This is a genomic window from Streptomyces sp. NPDC091292, from assembly GCF_044757265.1.
Classification (GTDB): domain Bacteria; phylum Actinomycetota; class Actinomycetes; order Streptomycetales; family Streptomycetaceae; genus Streptomyces.
Window position 1 is genome coordinate 237814 of the sequence record NZ_JBIVUQ010000007.1, and the last position, 16993, is coordinate 254806.

Consider the following 16993-nt stretch of genomic DNA (forward strand, 5'->3'; position numbering starts at 1 on the left):
GCCATCGAAGGTAGGGGACGCCACTGACAACGCCCCAGCGAAATAAGGAAACCGCAGGTCAGAACGTCAGAACCCCCCGCGCAACGCGGCCCTCACGAGCGTCCTCCGCCGCTTTCGCGAACTCCTCCACCGGATACACCGCGGTGACCAGCTCATCGAGCAGCAGCGCCCCACTTCGATACAAACCAGCGTAAAGCGGAATGTCCCGCTGCGGCCGGGAACTCCCGTACCGGCAGCCGAGGATGGACTTGTCGAGGAACATCGCGGCGGGCGCGAACGCGGCCTCGGCGGTGGGCGCCGTCATCCCGAGGAGGACGGCCTGGCCGTGCCGGTCGAGGAGGTCGACGGCCTCCCGGACGAGCGCGGTGTGCCCGACGCATTCGAAGACGTGGTCGGCGCCGGTGGGCAGGATGTCGCGGACCCCGTCGGTCGACGCGAGGAAGTGGGTGGCGCCGAAGGTCCGGGCGGCGGACTCCTTGGCGGGGTTGGTGTCGACGGCGACGACCGTCGCGGCGCCGGCGATCCGGGCGCCCTGAAGGACGTTGAGCCCGATACCGCCGGTGCCGATGACGACGACGGTGTCCCCGCGGTCCACGCGCGCGCGGTTGAGGACGGCGCCGACACCGGTGAGGACGGCGCAGCCGATCAGGGCGGCCGAGGTGAGCGGCAGGTCGTCGGGGATCTTCACGGCCTGGACGGCCTTGACGAGGGTGCGCTCGGCGAAGGCGGAGTTGCACGCGAACTGGTACAGCGGCTCCCCCGCGCGCGTGAAGGGCTGTCCCGGGCGCCCGATGGCCTTGCGGCACATGGTGGGCCGCCCCCGGTCGCAGTCGGCGCAGGCACCGCAGTTGGCGAGCGTGGACAGACACACGTGGTCGCCGGGCCGTACGTGGGAGACGTCGGCGCCGACCGCTTCCACGACTCCGGCGCCCTCGTGGCCGAGGACGACGGGGACGGGGAAGGGGATGGTGCCGTCGATCACGGACAGGTCGCTGTGGCAGAGCCCGGCCGCGGTGATCGCGACCAGGACCTCACCGGGCCCGGGATCCCGTACCTCCAGGTCGTCGACCACCTGGGGCTGCTCGCCGTCGAACAGGACACCTCTCACGGAACCCGTACCTCCCTGGGCAGGCCGAGCACACGCTCGGCGATGACGTTGCGCTGGATCTCGTCGGAACCGCCGTAGATGGTGTCGGCGCGGCTGAAGAGGAACAGGTGCTGGGCGGCGTCCAGGACGTACGGGCGATCGGCGGACCAGTCGGCCGGGCCGGCGGTGGCGGCTGCCCCGCGCGCGTGGACGGCGAGTTCGCCGAGGCGCTGGTGCCAGCCGCCCCAGAGGAGTTTGGCGACGCTGGCGGCGCCGGGGTCGGGGACGGGGGTGCCGAGGGTGCGCAGGGCGTTCCAGCGCAGGGTGCGCAGTTCGGCCCACGCGCGTACGAGACGGTCGCGCAGGACGGGGTCGTCGGCGGCCCCGGAGGCGACGGCCTGGCGCAGGACGCGGTCGAACTCCTCGGCGAAGCCGATCTGCTGGGCGAGCGTGGAGACACCGCGTTCGTAGCCGAGCAGGCTCATGGCGACGCGCCAGCCGTTGCCCTCACCGCCGACGACGTGATCCCCGCGCGCGTGGGCGCCGTCGAAGAAGACCTCGTTGAACTCGCTGGTGCCGGTCATCTGCTGGATGGGCCGTACGTCGATCCGGCCGGGCTGGTCCATCGGCACCAGGAGGAACGACAGCCCGTGGTGCCGCCGCGAGCCGGGCTCGGTACGGGCGAGGACGAAGCACCAGTCGGCGTCCCGCGCGAGGGAGGTCCAGATCTTCTGCCCGGTGATGCGGTACGAAGCCGTCCCTGCCCTGTCGGACTCCCGTACCGCCTGCGTCCGCACGCCCGCCAGATCGGACCCCGCGCCGGGTTCGCTGTACCCCTGGCACCAGAGTTCGTCCCCGCGCGCGACGGGCGGCAGGAAGCGCTGCTTCTGTTCCTCGGTGCCGTACGCGATCAGGGTGGGCGCGAGCAGGTTCTCGCCGATGTGGCCCGAGCGCGCCGGGGCACCGCACCGGGCGTACTCCTCGGCGAACACGACCTGTTGCATCAGCGAGGCCGTGCGGTTGCCGTAGCCCTGCTCGGGCCAGCCGAGGCCGATCCAGCCCCCGGCGCCCAGTTCGCGCTCCCACGTCCCGGTGTACCCGGCGACGTGCTCGTCCAGCCACTCCCTCACCACGCCCCGGAACAGCTCGTCCTCGTCCCCGCTCCCGAACTCCACGACACGCCTCCCTAGCGATTGGGCCGCTCCCCGGCCTGGGCCGCCCGAGCCATCCCCGCCACCTGCTCAAGCAGCGGCATCGGATCCACCCCCACCGTCCCCGGCAGGAAGTCCGCGATCCGCTCGGGCGTCCACCCGGCCCCCTCCGCGTACCCGGCCCGCAGCTCCCTGGGCTGTGCCCAGACCGCGATCTTGGGCCCGGCGATCGTGTACACCTGCCCCGTGATGTGCTCCTCGCGGGCGCGGTCGGAGAGCAGATAGACGACAAGAGCGGCGACGTCCTCGGGTTCGCCGATCTCCTTCAGCTCCATGGGCACGTTCGCGGACATGCGCGTACGGGCCACGGGCGCGACGGCGTTGGCGGTCACGCCGTACTTGTGCAGGCCGAGCGCGGCGCTGCGCACGAGCGAGATGATGCCGCCCTTGGCCGCGCTGTAGTTGGCCTGCGCGACGGACCCCTGGTGGTTGCCGCTGGTGAAGCCGATGAGGGTCCCCGCGCGCTGGGTACGCATCACGGCGGACGCGGCACGGAACACGGTGAACGTGCCCTTGAGGTGGGTGGCGACGACGGGGTCCCACTCCTCCTCGGACATGTTGAAGAGCATGCGTTCGCGGAGGATGCCGGCGACGCAGACGACGCCGTCCACGCGCCCGTAGGCGGCGAGCGCCGTGTCCACGACGCGCTGTCCGCCCGCCATGGTGGAGATGTCGTCGGCGACGGCGACGGCCTCGCCGCCGGCGGCCGTGATCTCCTTGACGACGGACTCGGCCACCTCGCTGGTGGGTTCGGCGCCCTCCATGGAGACGCCGTAGTCGTTGACGACGACTCTCGCGCCCTCGGCGGCGCAGGCGAGTGCCACCGCGCGCCCGATGCCCCGGCCGGCGCCTGTCACGGCCACCACCTTGCCTGCCAAGAAGTTCCCCACGCCCGGCCCCTTCCCGCGGTTTCTGACGGACCGTTAGATTTTATGTCCCGTCAGACACCGGAAGACAAGACCCGGGGAGTACTCATGTCCGTACCGGCCCTTCCGTCGGCGCTGCCGGCGGAGTTCCACGAGATCGCGAAGCGCGTCAACAACTGGGGCCGTTGGGGGGAGACCGACGAGATCGGGACGCTGAACCTGATCACGGACGAGGTGGTGCGCGAGGCCGCGGCGACCGTCCGTGACGGGCGCCGGGTCGCGCTCGCGCTGCCGCTGCTCCAGGACGGGGTGCAGTCGGGAGTGATCCCGGGCCGCGTCAACCCGCTGCACACGATGGTGCAGATCAACCAGGAGCTGTTCGGCCCCGGCACCGTCGCGAGCAGCGACGACAGCGTCACCATGGGCCTCCAGGCGGCGACGCACTGGGACGCCCTGGCGCACGTCTCGCATTCGGGCAGGCTCTACAACGGCCGTCCGGCGGACACCATCACGGCCCACGACAGGGCGCGGTTCTGCGGTATCGGCACGGTGGGGCCCGTCGTCACGCGCGGAGTGCTGCTCGACGTGGCGCGCGCGAAGGGCGTGGACCGGCTGCCGGGCGACCACGCGGTCACGCCGGACGACCTGGCCGAGGCGGAGGAGATGGCGGGCACGCGCGTGCGCGCGGGAGACATCGTGCTGGTGCGCACGGGTCACGTGCAGACGTATCTGGCGGGCGACCGGCACGCGTACGCGTATCCGTCACCGGGGATGTCGGTGCGGTCGCCGGAGTGGTTCCACGCGCGCGATGTGGCCGCCGTCGCCAATGACACGCTGACCTTCGAGATCTTCCCGCCGGAGATCGAGAACCTGTGGCTCGGCGTGCACGCGCTCGACCTGGTCGAGATGGGCATGCACCAGGGCCAGAACTGGAACCTGGAGGAGCTGTCCACGGCCTGTGCGGAGGCGGGGCGGTACGCGTTCCTGCTGACGGCGACACCGGAGCCGTTCACCGGGGGCACGGGCGCACCGGTCGCGCCGGTGGCGGTGCTCTGAAGCCCTGTGGGGCTCTGCGGAGTACGGGCGCCGGGTGCGGGTGACCACCGGAGGCGCGGGGGATGTGGGTGGCCGCCGGAAGCACGGGGGGTGGGTGACTGCCGGAAGCACGCGGGGGCCTGGGCGGTCAGACGGCCTCGTAGGCCATCCCCTCGAACCCGACGACCGCTCCGCACACCTTGGCGTCCCCGCGGTCGATCTCGCACCAGATCTGCTTGCCCGCGCCCTCGGGCTGCCAGCCCCAGCGATCGGCGAGCCCGTCGACCAGTTCAAGACCGCGGCCGTTGGTCTCGTCACCCTCGGCGTGCCGGGGTCGCGGCGGGCACTCGCTGCGGTCGGCGACCTCCAACCGCACGGTGGCGGGGGCCGCTTCGGGGCGCCCGGAGAGCACGATCCGCAGCACGGCCGGACAGCCGGTGTGCACGACGGCGTTCGTGACCAGTTCGGAGACGAGCAGGATCAGGGTCTCCGCGAGCGGTTCATCGGCCTCTATCCCGGACCCGGCGAGCCGCGAGCGCGCCCACCTCCGGGCCCGCCCCACCTCCGCGGGGTCGGGGCGAACCTCCAACTGAACCTGAAGCACCTGCACCGCTCACACCATCCGAACCGGCGGACACATCGCCTCGCGCCTCTGATGATCTACGGAGTTCACGGACCGTGATCTCCTTACGAGACAGCATGGTTGACGTACAGTCACCCCAACAAGCGCTTCGGGCATATTCCAGCGCGAAGGAGTACGCGTGCGGCATACTGTGCGACGCGCGCCGTGGGGAGTCGAACAGGCGGGCGTGCGGCCCCGTCCTGCCCGGCGAGAGGCAGGCATCGCCGTAACCGGCGCCGCCTCGGAGGCAACACCGGGATGGCTCGACCCCAGGACCACTCGCATCTCACACAAGGTACCGGAGCCCGGTGCCGACTCCGGGCCGTGACGAGTCACGCGTTGGACACGACCTGGTATCGACGCAGCGTGACCCACCGGGAACCGGTCGTACATCCCGCGCGCGGCGCGCGTCAGAGAGCCGCCGCGAGCGCCTCCTCGCGTTCGGCCGCCGTACGGCCCCTCTCCGCGCGCACCCAGGCGCGTTTCAGATGGAGATGGACGTCGGCCTCCCAGGTGAAGCCCATGCCGCCGTGCACCTGGAGGCAGTCGCGGGCGCCGCGTACGGCGGCCTCGTCGGCGAGCAGGGCGGCGGTCGCGACGTCGAGCGGATCACCGGTGACGGCCGCCGCGTAGACCGCGGACCGGGTGGTCTCGACGCGGACGAGCATCTGCGCGCACAGGTGTTTCACGGCCTGGAACGCACCGATCTTCTGTCCGAATTGCTCGCGTTCCTGGGCGTATTGGACGGCCATCTCGCAGGTGCGGGCCGCGCTGCCGAGCTGTTGCGCGGCGGTGAGGAGGTCGGCGGTGTCGGCCGTGGCGGCGGGCGGGCGGCGGGGGCCGGGGACGCGGTGCAGGGGGGTGAGCGGGTCGACCGGGCGGACCGGGGCGGCGCCCGTGACGTCGCCCAGGACGACGTCCGCCGCGTCGATCCATTCCACGAGGGTGCCGTCGACCGCCGTGACGACGGCCGTGCCCTCCCCCGCCCCCGGGACCTCGCCGGCCGCGAGGTGGGTCGCCACGAGGGGGCCCGGCAGCAGGGCGCGGCCGGTCTCCTCGAAGAGCAACACGGCTTCCGGGAGCCCGAGTCCGACCCCGCCGTCCGCCTCGGGCAGCCGCAGCGCGAAGAATCCGGCGTCACCCAGCTCCCGCCACAGGGCTCGGTCCAGGCCACCCCTGACCAGCCCGCCCCGGCCCGGGTCGGCTCCGTCCAGGCCGACCCCGTCCGGGGCCTCAGCGGCCCCTTGAGCGCCGCGCGGGGCGCCGGGAGCCCCCCGGCCGGCCTCCGTGACCCCGGCGGCCCCAGCGGCCTCCAGCGCCTTCGCGACCTCCCGCGCCTCCGCGGCGTCCACGGCCGCCCGCAACGCCTCGCGCCCGAAGCGGCCCGCGAGCAGTTCCCGCATTCCGGTCCGCAGGTCCCTTTGCTCCTCGGTGAGCTGGAAGCGCACGCCCTCACCGTCCCTTCGGCAGGCCGAGGATGCGCTCGGCGACGATGTCGTGCTGGATCTGCGAGGTGCCCGCGGCGATGGTGTACGACAGGGACGACAGCCGGTCGAGCGTCCACTCGCGGGACAGGTCGAGCGCGTCGGGCCCGAGGACGTCGGCCGCCGTGTCGTACAGCTCCTGGCGCGCGTGCGAGTACCGCAGTTTGAAGACCGAACCCCCGACGCCGGGGACCCCGCCGGAGCGCTCCGCCTCGCTGACGTTCCACTGCGTCAGCCGCCACAGGGCACGGAACTCGGCGGACAGACGGCCGAGTCTGCGGCGCAGGCAGGGGTCGTCCCAGCGGCCGTTGGCACGGGCCTCGCGCGCGAGGTCGCCCAGGACGCGGCGGCAGGCGACGACTTCCCCGACGAAGGCGGTGCCCCGCTCGAAGGAGAGGGTCACCATGGTGACGCGCCAGCCGTCGTTCTCGGCGCCGACCCGGTTCGCGACGGGGACCCGTACCTCGTCGAGGAACACCTCGGCGAACTCCGTCGACCCCGCGAGCGTGCGCAGCGGCCGGACGGTGACCCCGGGCGCGTCCATCGGCATGGCGAGCCAGGTGATCCCCCGGTGCTTGGGGACGGCGGCGCTGACCGGCTCGGTGCGGACCAGGAGTTCGCACCAGTCGGCGACCTCCGCGTGCGAGGTCCAGATCTTGGACCCGGTGACGACGTACGCGTCACCGTCGCGCACCGCGCGCGTACGCAGCGACGCCAGGTCGGAACCGGCGCCGGGTTCGCTGAAGCCCTGGCACCACACCTCGTCGCCGCGCAGGATCGGCGGCAGCCACCGCGCGCGCTGTTCGGCGGTGCCCTCGGCGGCGACGGTGGGACCCGCGTGCAGCAGGCCGACGAAGTTCGCCCCCACATAGGGCGCCCCGGCCCGCTCGGTCTCCTCCAGGAAGATCAGATGCTGGGTCGGTGTCGCGCCCCGGCCGCCCGCGTCGGCGGGCCAGTGCAGTCCCGCGTACCCGGCGTCGTACAGCGCGCGCTGCCAACCCATGTCGTACGCGCGCCGGCCGGGCCAGTCCCCCGGTGACGGCTTCGGGGGGAGCGCGGGCAGCGCCTTGCCGAGCCAGGCGCGCAGCCGCGCGCGGAACTCCTCTTCCTCGTCCGTGTACGTGAGGTCCACGCCGGGCTACTTGCCGTTCCGGTCGAAGTCCAGGTCCAGCATGCGGATGGCGTTGCCGCGCATCAGCTTGTAGACGGTCTCGTCGTCAAGGCCCTTCACATGGTCGAGGGCGACCTCCTTGGTGTGCGGGAAGGTCGAGTCGACGTGCGGGTAGTCCGTCTCGAAGGTGGCGTTGTCGCGGCCCACCACATCGAGTGACGCGATGCCGTGTTTGTCGCGGAAGAAGCAGCAGAAGATCTGCCGGTAGTAGTACGTCGACGGGGGCTCCGGGATCAGATCGCGGACGCCGCCCCACGCGCGGTGCTCCTCCCACACGTCGTCGGCGCGCTCCAGGGCGTACGGGATCCAGCCCATCTGCCCCTCGGAGTAGGCGAGTTTGAGGCGCGGGAACTTCACCAGGACGCCGGAGAACAGGAAGTCCATCATCGACGCCATGGCGTTGTTGAAGCTGAGCGACGCCTGCACGGCGGGCGGGGCGTCCGGGGACGCGGCAGGCATCTGCGAGGACGAGCCGATGTGCATGTTGACGGTGGTGCCGGTCTCCTGGCAGACCGCGAAGAAGGGGTCCCAGTAGCCGGAGTGGATCGACGGCAGGCCGAGGTGGGTCGGGATCTCGGAGAAGGTCACGGCCGTCACCCCGCGCGCGGCGTTGCGCCGGATCTCGGCGACCGCGAGGTCGATGTCCCACAGCGGGATGATGCACAGCGGAATGAGCCGCCCGCCGCTGTCACCGCACCACTCGTCCACCATGAAGTCGTTGTACGCGCGTACGCACGCGAGAGCGACCTCCTTGTCGTGCGCCTCGGCGAACGTCTGCCCGCAGAAGCGCGGGAAGGTCGGGAAGCACAGGCTCGCCTCGACATGGTTGGCGTCCATGTCCTTGAGCCGTTCGACCGGGTCCCAGCAGCCGGGACGCATCTCCGCGCGCGTGATGCCCTCCAGCGTCATGTCGTCCCGGTCGAAGCCGACGGCGGCGATGTTGCGCTTGTACGGGAACTTCAGGTCCTCGTAGATCCACCAGTCGGTCGGCGGCCCTTCAGGGTCCATCGTGATCTGGTATTTGCCGCCGACGTAGGCGAGTTCGCCGATGCCGGCGGTGAGCGGCTTGGGCCCGCGGTCCTGGTACTTCTTCGGCAGCCACGTCTCGAAGAGGTGGGCGGGCTCGATCACGTGGTCGTCGACGCTGATGATCCGGGGCAGTTCCATCGGGGTCCCCTCACCGTAGCCATTTCTGATGACCCATTATCTGATGGGTCGTCAGATCAGGCTAGCCCCGCACCCCTGGACCGACAAGGCGGTGAGCCTTACGCTCTCCGCACGATCTGACTACCCGTCAGCTACGGGAGGTTCAGGATGAAGGAAACCGGGACGAAGGACTCCGGGACGAGTGGGCCGAGGACGACGGAGACCGGGGGCGCCACGGCGCCCCGACCCCGGCCCCGTATCGACGACATCGCGCGCGAGTTGGGCGACGCGCCCACGCTCTGGTCGCTCGTCGCGCGCCGGGCCGCGCTCACCCCCGACGCCCCCGTGCTGATCCAGGCGGCCGACGACCCCGCCGACGACCGCACCCTGACCTTCGGACAGCTCAGGGACCGCTCCGAGCGCGTCGCCGCGGGCCTGTACGGCATGGGCGTACGCCCCGGCACCGTCGTCGCCTGGCAGTTGCCCACGCGCATCGAGACGGCCCTGCTGTCCTTCGCGCTGGCCCGCCTGGGCGCCGTGCAGTCCCCCGTGATCCCGTTCTACCGCGACCGCGAGGTGGGCTTCGCGCTACGGGAGTCGAAGGCCGAGTACTTCGCCGTACCGGGCACCTGGCGCGGCTTCGACCACACCGCCATGGCCGGGCGGCTCGGCGCCAAAGGCGTCTTCGACGCGTACGGGGAACTCCCCGACGGGGACCCCTCGGTGCTGCCCGCGCCGCCCGCCGACGGCACCACCGTGCGCTGGATCTACTGGACGTCCGGCACCACGTCCGACCCCAAAGGCGTTCTGCACACGGACCGTTCACTGATCGCGGGCGGCTCCTGCCTCGCGCACGCGCTGCGCCTGGCGCCGTCCGACGTCGGCTCGATGGCCTTCCCGTTCGCCCACATCGCCGGTCCCGACTACACGGTGATGCTGCTCCTGTACGGCTTCCCGGCGGTCATGTTCGAGCAGTTCGCGCTGCCCGCCGCGCTGGCCGGCTACCGGCGCCACTCAGTGACCGTCGCGGGCGGCTCCACGGCCTTCTACGCGATGTTCCTGGCCGAGCAGCGCAAGGACCCCACAAGGCCGCTGATCCCGTCTCTACGGCTCCTCGCGGGCGGCGGGGCGCCCAAGCCGCCGGAGATCTACCACGCGGTCGTCCGCGAGATGAAGTGCCTCCTCACGCACGGCTACGGCATGACCGAGGTGCCGATGATCACGATGGGTGCCCCGGACGACACCGACGACAACCTCGCCACGACCGAGGGCCGGCCGCCCGACGGCATGGAGATCCGGATCACCGACGCGGACGGCCGGGCGCTGCCGCCCGGTGTGGACGGCGAGGTACGGCTGCGCGGCGAGGCGGTCTGCCAGGGCTATCTGGACCCCGTGCAGTCGGCGGCCGTCTTCGACGCCGACGGGTTCCTGATCACGGGCGACCTCGGGCATCTGCGGCCCAGCGGCCATCTGGTGCTCACGGGGCGCGCCAAGGACGTCATCATCCGCAAAGGCGAGAACATCTCCGCCAAGGAGATCGAGGACCTGCTGCACGCGCACCCGCGCGTGGGTGACGCGGCGGTGATAGGGCTGCCGGATCCGGAGCGCGGGGAGCGCGTCTGCGCGGTGATCGAACTCGCCGGACCGGACGGGGCGCCGGCGGGGGCGTCGGACGGGCTGACCCTGGAGGCCGTCACCGCGTTCCTGCGGGACCAGGGGCTGTCCGTGCACAAGCTCCCGGAGCAGGTGGAGATCGTCGAGGCCCTGCCGCGCAACGAGACGCTGCGCAAGGTCCTCAAGTACAAGCTCCGGGAGCGCTTCGCGGACTGACGGCCGCCTCCATGGGGTCACTCCGGCACTACGGGGTCACTCCGGCACCGTGAAGTAGCGCGCGAAGGACGTCACGATCTCCGGCTCCGTCACCCGCCCGTCGGCGTCCGCGTCGAGCGAGGTGGCCACCGCGCCCGCGATGTCCTGGCTGACGCCGAGCGCCTTGAGCGCCCGCTCGACCTCGCCGACGGTGGCCGCGCCGTCCCCGTCGTGGTCCGCGACGGCGAGCGCGGCGTGCAGGAACGGGCGCGCGATCTCGGCGAACCGCTCCGGGTTGTCCCGCAGCCGCTTCACCGCACCGTTGACGAACTCGTCGCGCGTGATGCGCTGGTCCCCGTCCCGGTCGGCGATCCCCGCCATGCCCTGCCAGAGCGCTTCGGCGCCCATGTACAGCGCCTGCCCCTTGTCGCACCGCGCCGTCGTACCGAACTCGGCCAGCAGCGACTTGGCCGCCGAGCTGAAGTCCTCACGGTCGATCGTGCCGTTGCCGTTCTGGTCGAAGGTGGCGAACCGGGCGGCGATCCTGCGCTCGTTCTCACTGCTGACCATGTGGTGTCGGACCGCCTCACATAACGGGGTTGCCTGGTGTGTCTGCACGGGAGCGTACGTCCTCGACGGCCGCCCCGGGCCGGGAAACCGACGCTTGTGCCAAGACCGCGGAAATTCCGCGACAACACCGTGCCACTGTGGCGGAACGTGCACGTCCGAACACATGTGGGAGGGGTGCGGGACGACCCGCGTAAACGCTTGCTTTCGCGGCCGTTCACGCGACCGCCTACGCGGACAGCGGCGCCGTCTCCTCGTTGACCGCCGCCGCCGCGTCCGGGTACACGTCGAACAGACGACGGACACCGAGCGCCGACAGGACGCGGTTCACATGGGAGCCGTCGAGAGCCCCGCGCGCGGGGAGTATCAGCCGCAGGCGGCCCTGGCAGGAGCGCAGCAGCCGGCGGGTCGCGATGAGGACGCCGACGCCGCTGGAGTCGCAGAAAAAGACGTCGGAGAGGTCGAGGACGAGGTCGTGCCGCCCCTCGGCCACGGCGTCGTGGACGCGCTGGCGCAGGACGGGCGAGGTCACCAGGTCCAGTTCGCCGGCCGCCCGCACCACGATCCAGCCGTCCTGCTCGCTCTCGGTCACCTTGAGCGTCACGCTGATGCCTCTCGCTCGCCGACATCGCCTGTCGATGTCACTGGGCCGATCCGGAAGCGTTCCCTACGCTTCCACTGCGCGGCTGCCCCGGCACCCCTTCGTGAAACACCCGCCTCCAGATCGTGAAGAGAAGTATTCGAGCTGTCACGATCACATTCGGACACCTGCGAACAACGCCTGGTAGGCGCGGCCCCGAAGCGTCAGCGCAGGGTGCCGGAACGGTCACCATCTGCGGATTTACAAGAAATCTCATAGCGCAAAGGGGCGTGCGCCGCCGGTTGCTCCGACTACATTCGAGAAGACGGAGAAGGGCGACGACAAGGCCAGGTGCCAAGAACGACCCGGGTGAGGGGGCCGCATGGCGAAGGACGCTCCGCCGCGCTGGGACCGCAAGATGCAACAGCGGCTGGCGCGCGGCGAGGCCGCCGCGCTCGGCGAGCTGTACGACCGTTTCTCTTCCCTGGTGCACGGACTGGCCCACCGTGTGCTCGGTGACGAGACCGCCGCCGACCGCATCACGCGCGAGGTCTTCGCCCACATCTGGGAGCACCCGGAGACGTACGACCCGCGGCAGGGACCGTTCCGTTCCTGGCTCGCCACGCTGACGCACCGGCTCGCGGTGCAGCGGCTGCGCAGGACGGAGACGGCCGCCTTCGCGCGCGGGGGCGAGGGCACGTCGGAGGATCTGGAGCGCAAGGTCCGCAAGGCGTCGGCCGCCGCCCGCGCCGACTACATCGCCACCTCGATGCCGGCCCCGCTGCGCAGCGCGCTCGACCTGGCCTACTTCCAGCGCAGGGACTACCGCCAGACCGCCGCCGACCTGGGCGTCACCGAGGAGGAGGCCCGCCGCCGGCTCCGCCTGGGCCTGCAACTGCTCGCGACGGCGAACGACACGTCCGGTACACCGCCCGGACCGGGGAGGTCCCGGTGAGCGATTCGGAGCGGTTCGACGCGTACGACGGCGGGGACGACGGCGAGGACCCCGACGGCGGCGTACCCGCGCGCGAGGAGCCCGTTGGTGGCGTGCCGGGGCCGCGTATACCGACGCCGCGTACGTCCGTCGAGGACACCGGCCGGCCGCTGCCCGATCCGTCAGTGGCGCGCGGGGACGTTCCGTCCGACCTGCCCGAACGCGGCACGCCCGCGCCCTCGGACCGGCAGGGCCCGCCGCCCCCGCTCCTCCCGCACCGCGTGCTGAAGTCCCTGCTCGGCGCGTGGGCGCTCGCGGCGTGTTCCGCTGCGGAGTCGGCGGCCGTCGAGGAGCACCTCGGCTGCTGCGCGTCCTGCGCCGAGGAGGCCCTGCGCCTGCGTGACGCCGTCGGACTGCTGCATCCCGCCGAGACCCTGGACCTCGACCCGGGGCTGCGCACACGGGTCCTGGAGGACTGCCTCGACCGGCGTCCGCCGCGGATCCCGGTGCCGGACTGGGCCGCCGCGTACGACGCGGAGGCCGCCCGCCTCGACGCGCTGCTCCAGGACATCGCCGACTCCGAGTGGCACGCGCCCGTACGGCTGCGCTGGTACGAGGGCGAGGCGCCCGCGTCGCGCAAGACGACGGTCGCCGGGGTCATCGCGCACCTGCTCGCCGTCGACGGCCTCGTGGCGACCGCGCTCGGCCTCGACGACCCGCTGCGCGGCGCCGGACCCGGCGAAGGGCCCGGCGTGAAGGAAGGGCTCGGGCCCGCCGACCGTACGGAGGCGCTGTGGCGGAGCGCGCAGCCGCCGCCCACGCGCGCGGTGCGCACGCCGTGGCGTGAGCAGAGCCACAACCTGGTGCGCACAGTGGCGTTCGTGGCCGGAGGCACGGCCAGGGGCACGGGTTCGGGACAACTGCCCGTGTCGTACGGCGACTTCACGCTGCCGCTGCGGGACGCGATGCTCGACCGTGCCTTCGAGTGCTGGATCCACGCGAGCGACATCGCGGACGCCGTGGCCTATCCCTACGACCCGCCCGCGCCCCGCCATCTGCACCGCATGATCGACCTCGCGGCCCGGATGCTGCCCGAGACGCTGGCCGCGCGGCGCCGCGCCGGACTGGCCGCTCCCGCACGCGTGCTCGCCGAGGCCGGTCGGCCGGGGCGCAGTCTGCGCCTGGAGATCGAAGGGGCGGGCGGCGGCGACTGGTTCATCCCGCTCGACTCGCCCGCCGCGCTCGGTTCGGCGGCGCACGAGGTCGCCCACATCGCTCTGGACGGCGTCGAGTTCTGCCGCCTCACCGCGGGCCATGTACCGCCGGAGGACGCGGCAGTCGGCCAGACGGGCGACCGCGAGGCCATACGGGACGTCCTGTCGACCGCGGCGAGCCTGAGCCGGCTGTAGGCCCTTCCGACGGATCTCCTCGGCGCCGCGGCGCCGCGGCGGCCAGGACGTGGCCGGTCCGCCGGGTGCCCGGCGGACCCGTCAGGCGAAGACGACCGTACGGCGGCCGTTCAGGAGGATGCGGTGTTCCGCGTGCCACTTGACCGCGCGGGCCAGCGCCTGGCACTCCACGTCGCGGCCGATCGCGACGAGCTGGTCCGGGGTGACACCGTGGCCGACCCGCTCGACCTCCTGCTCGATGATCGGGCCCTCGTCCAGGTCGGCGGTCACATAGTGCGCGGTCGCGCCGATCACCTTCACCCCGCGCGCGTGCGCCTGGTGGTACGGCTTCGCGCCCTTGAAGCTCGGCAGGAAGGAGTGGTGGATGTTGATGATCCGGCCACTGAGCTGCTTGCACAGGTCGTCCGAGAGGACCTGCATGTAGCGCGCGAGGACGACGAGTTCGACGTCCTCGTCACGGACCAGGTCGAGCAGTTCCGCCTCGGCCTGCGGCTTGTTGTCCCGGGTGACCGGAATGTGCCGGAAGGGAATGTCGTACGAAGCCACCAGTTCCGCGAAATCGGTGTGATTGGACACCACCGCCGCGATGTCCACGGGGAGCGCTCCGATCCGGGCGCGGAACAGCAGGTCGTTCAGGCAGTGCCCGAACTTGCTGACCATGAGCACGACCCGCATCCGGTCCGCGGCCCGGTGGATCTGCCAGTCCATCTGGAAGGAGTCGCCGATCGCCGCGAAGCTCGCGCGCAGCTTGTCGACGGTGACGGGGGGCTCGGCCGAGAAGTGCACCCGCATGAAGAACAGGCCCGTGTCGTGATCGCCGAACTGCTGACTGTCCTCGATGTTGCAGCCGGTCATGAAGAGATAGCTCGACACGGCATGGACGATGCCCTGCTTGTCGGGGCACGACAGGGTGAGGACGTACTGCTCGGCGGGGGCGGCGGCCTGGTCGGTCATGCCCGCAAGCGTCCCACACAGCCGCCCGGGACGGCGCGCCCGTCTCATCCCGGGGCGCGTCCCCCCGCGCGCGTAGGCGTCCCCCGAGGAGTCCCCCTTGACGCGACCCGTCAGGCCGTACGCGTCATGATCCGCAGCACCTCAAGGGTGCGCGGTGGCTGGTCCGGGTCGTCGCCGTCGCCCGTCGCCATCCGCACATGGGCGTCGCGCGCGGCACGTACCGCTTCCGGCCAGGCGTGATGATCCAGATACGCGGACACGGGCGCGTCCGGGCCGACCTGGTGCATGATCCGCAGCACCCGCAGTACGGCGACGTCGACGAGGGACGCCTCCTGGGAGTCCCGGAAGATCGTCCCGACGTACTTCTCGGCGGACCAGTTGTCCAGCCAGGTGTCCTCGACCAGCCGGTACACGGCGTCGGTGACGTCCCCGTACTCGGTGCGTCCCGCGAGCCAGCACTCGTGCTGGAACCCCGGGTCGGAGAGCATGTGCAGCGCGGAGCGCACATTGCTGCGCCAGCGCCACCACGGCATGTCGTTCAGTGGCATGTCGCCCATGGTGGATGAGCGACGGCCGCGACGGGAAGAGTTCTCCGAACCTTGCACGGTCACCGATCGTACGTTCCCGCGTGTACGCCCCGGTTTCACCCCCCTCAATTCACGTGCGTGACACCTTGTGTTACCTACGGGTCACTCCCAGGTTCGAGATGCGGCGGAATCGTGCGGATGTATGACCGGCATGCGCCGCAAGCGCACACCTCATTCCGTTTCCACCGGCCGCATCACCCGTTTCACCCGCTTCACCGGTAAACGCCGTCTCTCACGGCGCGGGAGAGCCACCGCGGCATCCGCCGTCGCGATGAGCGCGACGGCCGCCCTCGCCGCCGGCTGTGGCGTCGTCCCAGGGGTCTCGGGGGACTCCAAGGCGACGATCACCGTGATGACGTGGGCACCGGAGAACACCAAGGCGACGAACATGCCCGGAATGCCCGCCATGGCGCTCGCGTACGCGCGCTGGGTGAACGCCAACGGGGGGATCGCGGGCCGTGAACTCAAGGTCATCACCTGTAACGACCACAACGACACCGTCGGCGCCGACAAGTGCGCCCGGCAGGCCGTCGAGAAGGGCGCGGTCGCCGTCGTCGGCTCCTACAGCCAGTTCGGACGGTCGTTCCTGTCCCCGCTCGAAGCCGAAGGCATCCCGTACATCGGCGGATACGGCGTCACCGACGCGGAGTTCACCAGCTCGGTGTCGTACCCCGTGAACGGCGGCCAGCCCGCGCTGATGGCCGGCATGGGGCAGCAGCTCGCCGCCCGCTGCGCGCGCGTGGCGCTCGTCAGGCCCGACACGATCGCGGGCGACGACCTGCCGCTGCTGCTCAACTCGGGCCTGTCCACGGGGAAGCGCGCGGCGGCGATCGACGTACTGGCCGCGGAGGACGCCACCGAGTACACCGCGCGCGCCGCGGACGCGCTGACCCGCGCCACCTCGGACCCGGACCAGCAGGGCTGTGTCGCCGCCGCCCTGGGCGACCGCACGGACACGTTCTTCGATTCGTTCCGGCGCACCCGGGACGACTATCCGGACGTGCTGGTCGGCTCCGTCTTCGGCAGCGTCGACCAGGCCGTGGTGGACCGTACGGGCGGCAAGTCCAGCCCGTACGAGGGCGCGTACGTCTCCGGCTGGTACCCGGTCGCGTCGGACGCGCGCTGGAACACGATGCGCAAGGTGATCACCGAGGAGGCGTTCGGCGACAACCGGATCGACGCGACGGACGCCGGGGTGCAGACGACGTGGATCGCGTACACCGTGTTCAAGAAGGTGGTCGAGTCGATCGGCTCGGGCGAGGTGTCGGCGCGGGCCGTGCGGCGCACGCTGGACGACGGCCTCAAGATCGACACCGGCGGTGTCACGCCCACGCTGAGCTGGCGTTTCCAGGACATGCTGGCCGCCAAGGACTACCCGCGCATCGTCAACTCCGACGTCACCTTCCAGATGGTGCGCAAGGGCCGCCTGGTGGCTCAGCGGCCCGGCTTCGTGAACGTGTCGAAGACCTTGGAGAAGGCGCCGACCAACAGCTGACCGGCACCGGTACGGGCCCGCCGCGCACGGGCCCGT

The 16993-nt window shown here is 71.6% G+C and carries 16 protein-coding genes; 5 read left to right on the forward strand and 11 right to left on the reverse strand.

Annotation, left to right across the window (positions count from 1 at the left end; genetic code table 11):
- Positions 1-58 precede the first annotated feature (58 nt).
- The 3 genes from ACIQNU_RS21410 to ACIQNU_RS21420 are packed head-to-tail and all read right to left on the reverse strand — an operon-like array spanning position 59 to position 3188.
- Positions 59-1108, reverse strand: a complete 1050-nt coding sequence (locus ACIQNU_RS21410) for a Zn-dependent alcohol dehydrogenase (protein ID WP_401368583.1) — start codon at positions 1106-1108, stop codon at positions 59-61.
- Positions 1105-2262 (reverse strand): acyl-CoA dehydrogenase family protein, encoded by a 1158-nt coding sequence (locus tag ACIQNU_RS21415; protein ID WP_401368585.1) that lies wholly within the window; start codon positions 2260-2262, stop codon positions 1105-1107. The genes ACIQNU_RS21410 and ACIQNU_RS21415 overlap by 4 nt, the downstream gene beginning before the upstream one ends.
- 11 nt (positions 2263-2273) lie before the next feature.
- Positions 2274-3188, reverse strand: a complete 915-nt coding sequence (locus tag ACIQNU_RS21420; RefSeq protein ID WP_401368588.1) for an SDR family oxidoreductase — start codon at positions 3186-3188, stop codon at positions 2274-2276.
- Positions 3189-3272: 84 nt separating this feature from the next.
- Between ACIQNU_RS21420 and ACIQNU_RS21425 the strand changes: the two genes are divergently transcribed.
- Positions 3273-4220 carry a cyclase family protein gene (locus ACIQNU_RS21425; RefSeq protein WP_401368590.1) on the forward strand — a complete coding sequence of 316 codons (948 nt, stop codon included), beginning with the start codon at positions 3273-3275 and terminating at the stop codon, positions 4218-4220.
- Between the two features lie 127 nt (positions 4221-4347).
- Here the strand turns inward: ACIQNU_RS21425 and ACIQNU_RS21430 are convergent, their stop codons facing one another.
- The 4 genes from ACIQNU_RS21430 to ACIQNU_RS21445 all read right to left on the reverse strand — a co-directional run bounded on the left by ACIQNU_RS21430 (position 4348) and on the right by ACIQNU_RS21445 (position 8643).
- Entirely contained in the window at positions 4348-4809 is a 462-nt protein-coding gene (locus tag ACIQNU_RS21430; protein ID WP_401368593.1) for an ATP-binding protein, read from the reverse strand.
- A gap of 422 nt (positions 4810-5231) precedes the next feature.
- Complete coding sequence (locus ACIQNU_RS21435) at positions 5232-6269, reverse strand: acyl-CoA dehydrogenase family protein (RefSeq protein ID WP_401368596.1); 1038 nt, start codon at positions 6267-6269, stop codon at positions 5232-5234.
- Positions 6270-6273: 4 nt separating this feature from the next.
- Positions 6274-7437, reverse strand: a complete 1164-nt coding sequence (locus ACIQNU_RS21440) for an acyl-CoA dehydrogenase (RefSeq protein WP_401368599.1) — start codon at positions 7435-7437, stop codon at positions 6274-6276.
- Positions 7438-7443: 6 nt separating this feature from the next.
- The gene (locus tag ACIQNU_RS21445; protein WP_401368601.1) at positions 7444-8643 is read right to left on the reverse strand and encodes an amidohydrolase family protein; all 1200 of its coding nucleotides are present in this window, start codon (positions 8641-8643) and stop codon (positions 7444-7446) included.
- Positions 8644-8790: 147 nt separating this feature from the next.
- On the opposite strand from ACIQNU_RS21445, the gene ACIQNU_RS21450 reads away from it, so the two are divergent.
- On the forward strand, positions 8791-10452 hold the full coding sequence (locus ACIQNU_RS21450; RefSeq protein WP_401368604.1) for a class I adenylate-forming enzyme family protein: 1662 nt from the start codon (positions 8791-8793) through the stop codon (positions 10450-10452).
- A 36-nt stretch (positions 10453-10488) separates the two neighbouring features.
- Here ACIQNU_RS21450 and ACIQNU_RS21455 read toward each other — a convergent pair whose 3' ends face one another.
- Positions 10489-11001 carry an EF-hand domain-containing protein gene (locus ACIQNU_RS21455; protein WP_401368606.1) on the reverse strand — a complete coding sequence of 171 codons (513 nt, stop codon included), beginning with the start codon at positions 10999-11001 and terminating at the stop codon, positions 10489-10491.
- Positions 11002-11227: 226 nt separating this feature from the next.
- Positions 11228-11602 carry an STAS domain-containing protein gene (locus tag ACIQNU_RS21460; RefSeq protein ID WP_401368609.1) on the reverse strand — a complete coding sequence of 125 codons (375 nt, stop codon included), beginning with the start codon at positions 11600-11602 and terminating at the stop codon, positions 11228-11230.
- Between the two features lie 358 nt (positions 11603-11960).
- Between ACIQNU_RS21460 and ACIQNU_RS21465 the strand changes: the two genes are divergently transcribed.
- On the forward strand, positions 11961-12533 hold the full coding sequence (locus ACIQNU_RS21465; RefSeq protein ID WP_401368611.1) for a sigma-70 family RNA polymerase sigma factor: 573 nt from the start codon (positions 11961-11963) through the stop codon (positions 12531-12533).
- Entirely contained in the window at positions 12530-13921 is a 1392-nt protein-coding gene (locus tag ACIQNU_RS21470; RefSeq protein WP_401368613.1) for an MDMPI N domain containing protein, read from the forward strand. The genes ACIQNU_RS21465 and ACIQNU_RS21470 overlap by 4 nt, the downstream gene beginning before the upstream one ends.
- 81 nt (positions 13922-14002) lie before the next feature.
- On the opposite strand, the gene purU is transcribed toward ACIQNU_RS21470, so the two are convergent.
- Positions 14003-14875 carry a formyltetrahydrofolate deformylase gene (gene purU, locus ACIQNU_RS21475; protein WP_401368615.1) on the reverse strand — a complete coding sequence of 291 codons (873 nt, stop codon included), beginning with the start codon at positions 14873-14875 and terminating at the stop codon, positions 14003-14005.
- Between the two features lie 110 nt (positions 14876-14985).
- Positions 14986-15486 (reverse strand): hypothetical protein, encoded by a 501-nt coding sequence (locus ACIQNU_RS21480; RefSeq protein WP_401368617.1) that lies wholly within the window; start codon positions 15484-15486, stop codon positions 14986-14988.
- Positions 15487-15733: 247 nt separating this feature from the next.
- On the opposite strand from ACIQNU_RS21480, the gene ACIQNU_RS21485 reads away from it, so the two are divergent.
- Positions 15734-16957 carry an ABC transporter substrate-binding protein gene (locus tag ACIQNU_RS21485; RefSeq protein ID WP_401368620.1) on the forward strand — a complete coding sequence of 408 codons (1224 nt, stop codon included), beginning with the start codon at positions 15734-15736 and terminating at the stop codon, positions 16955-16957.
- Positions 16958-16993: the final 36 nt, after the last annotated feature.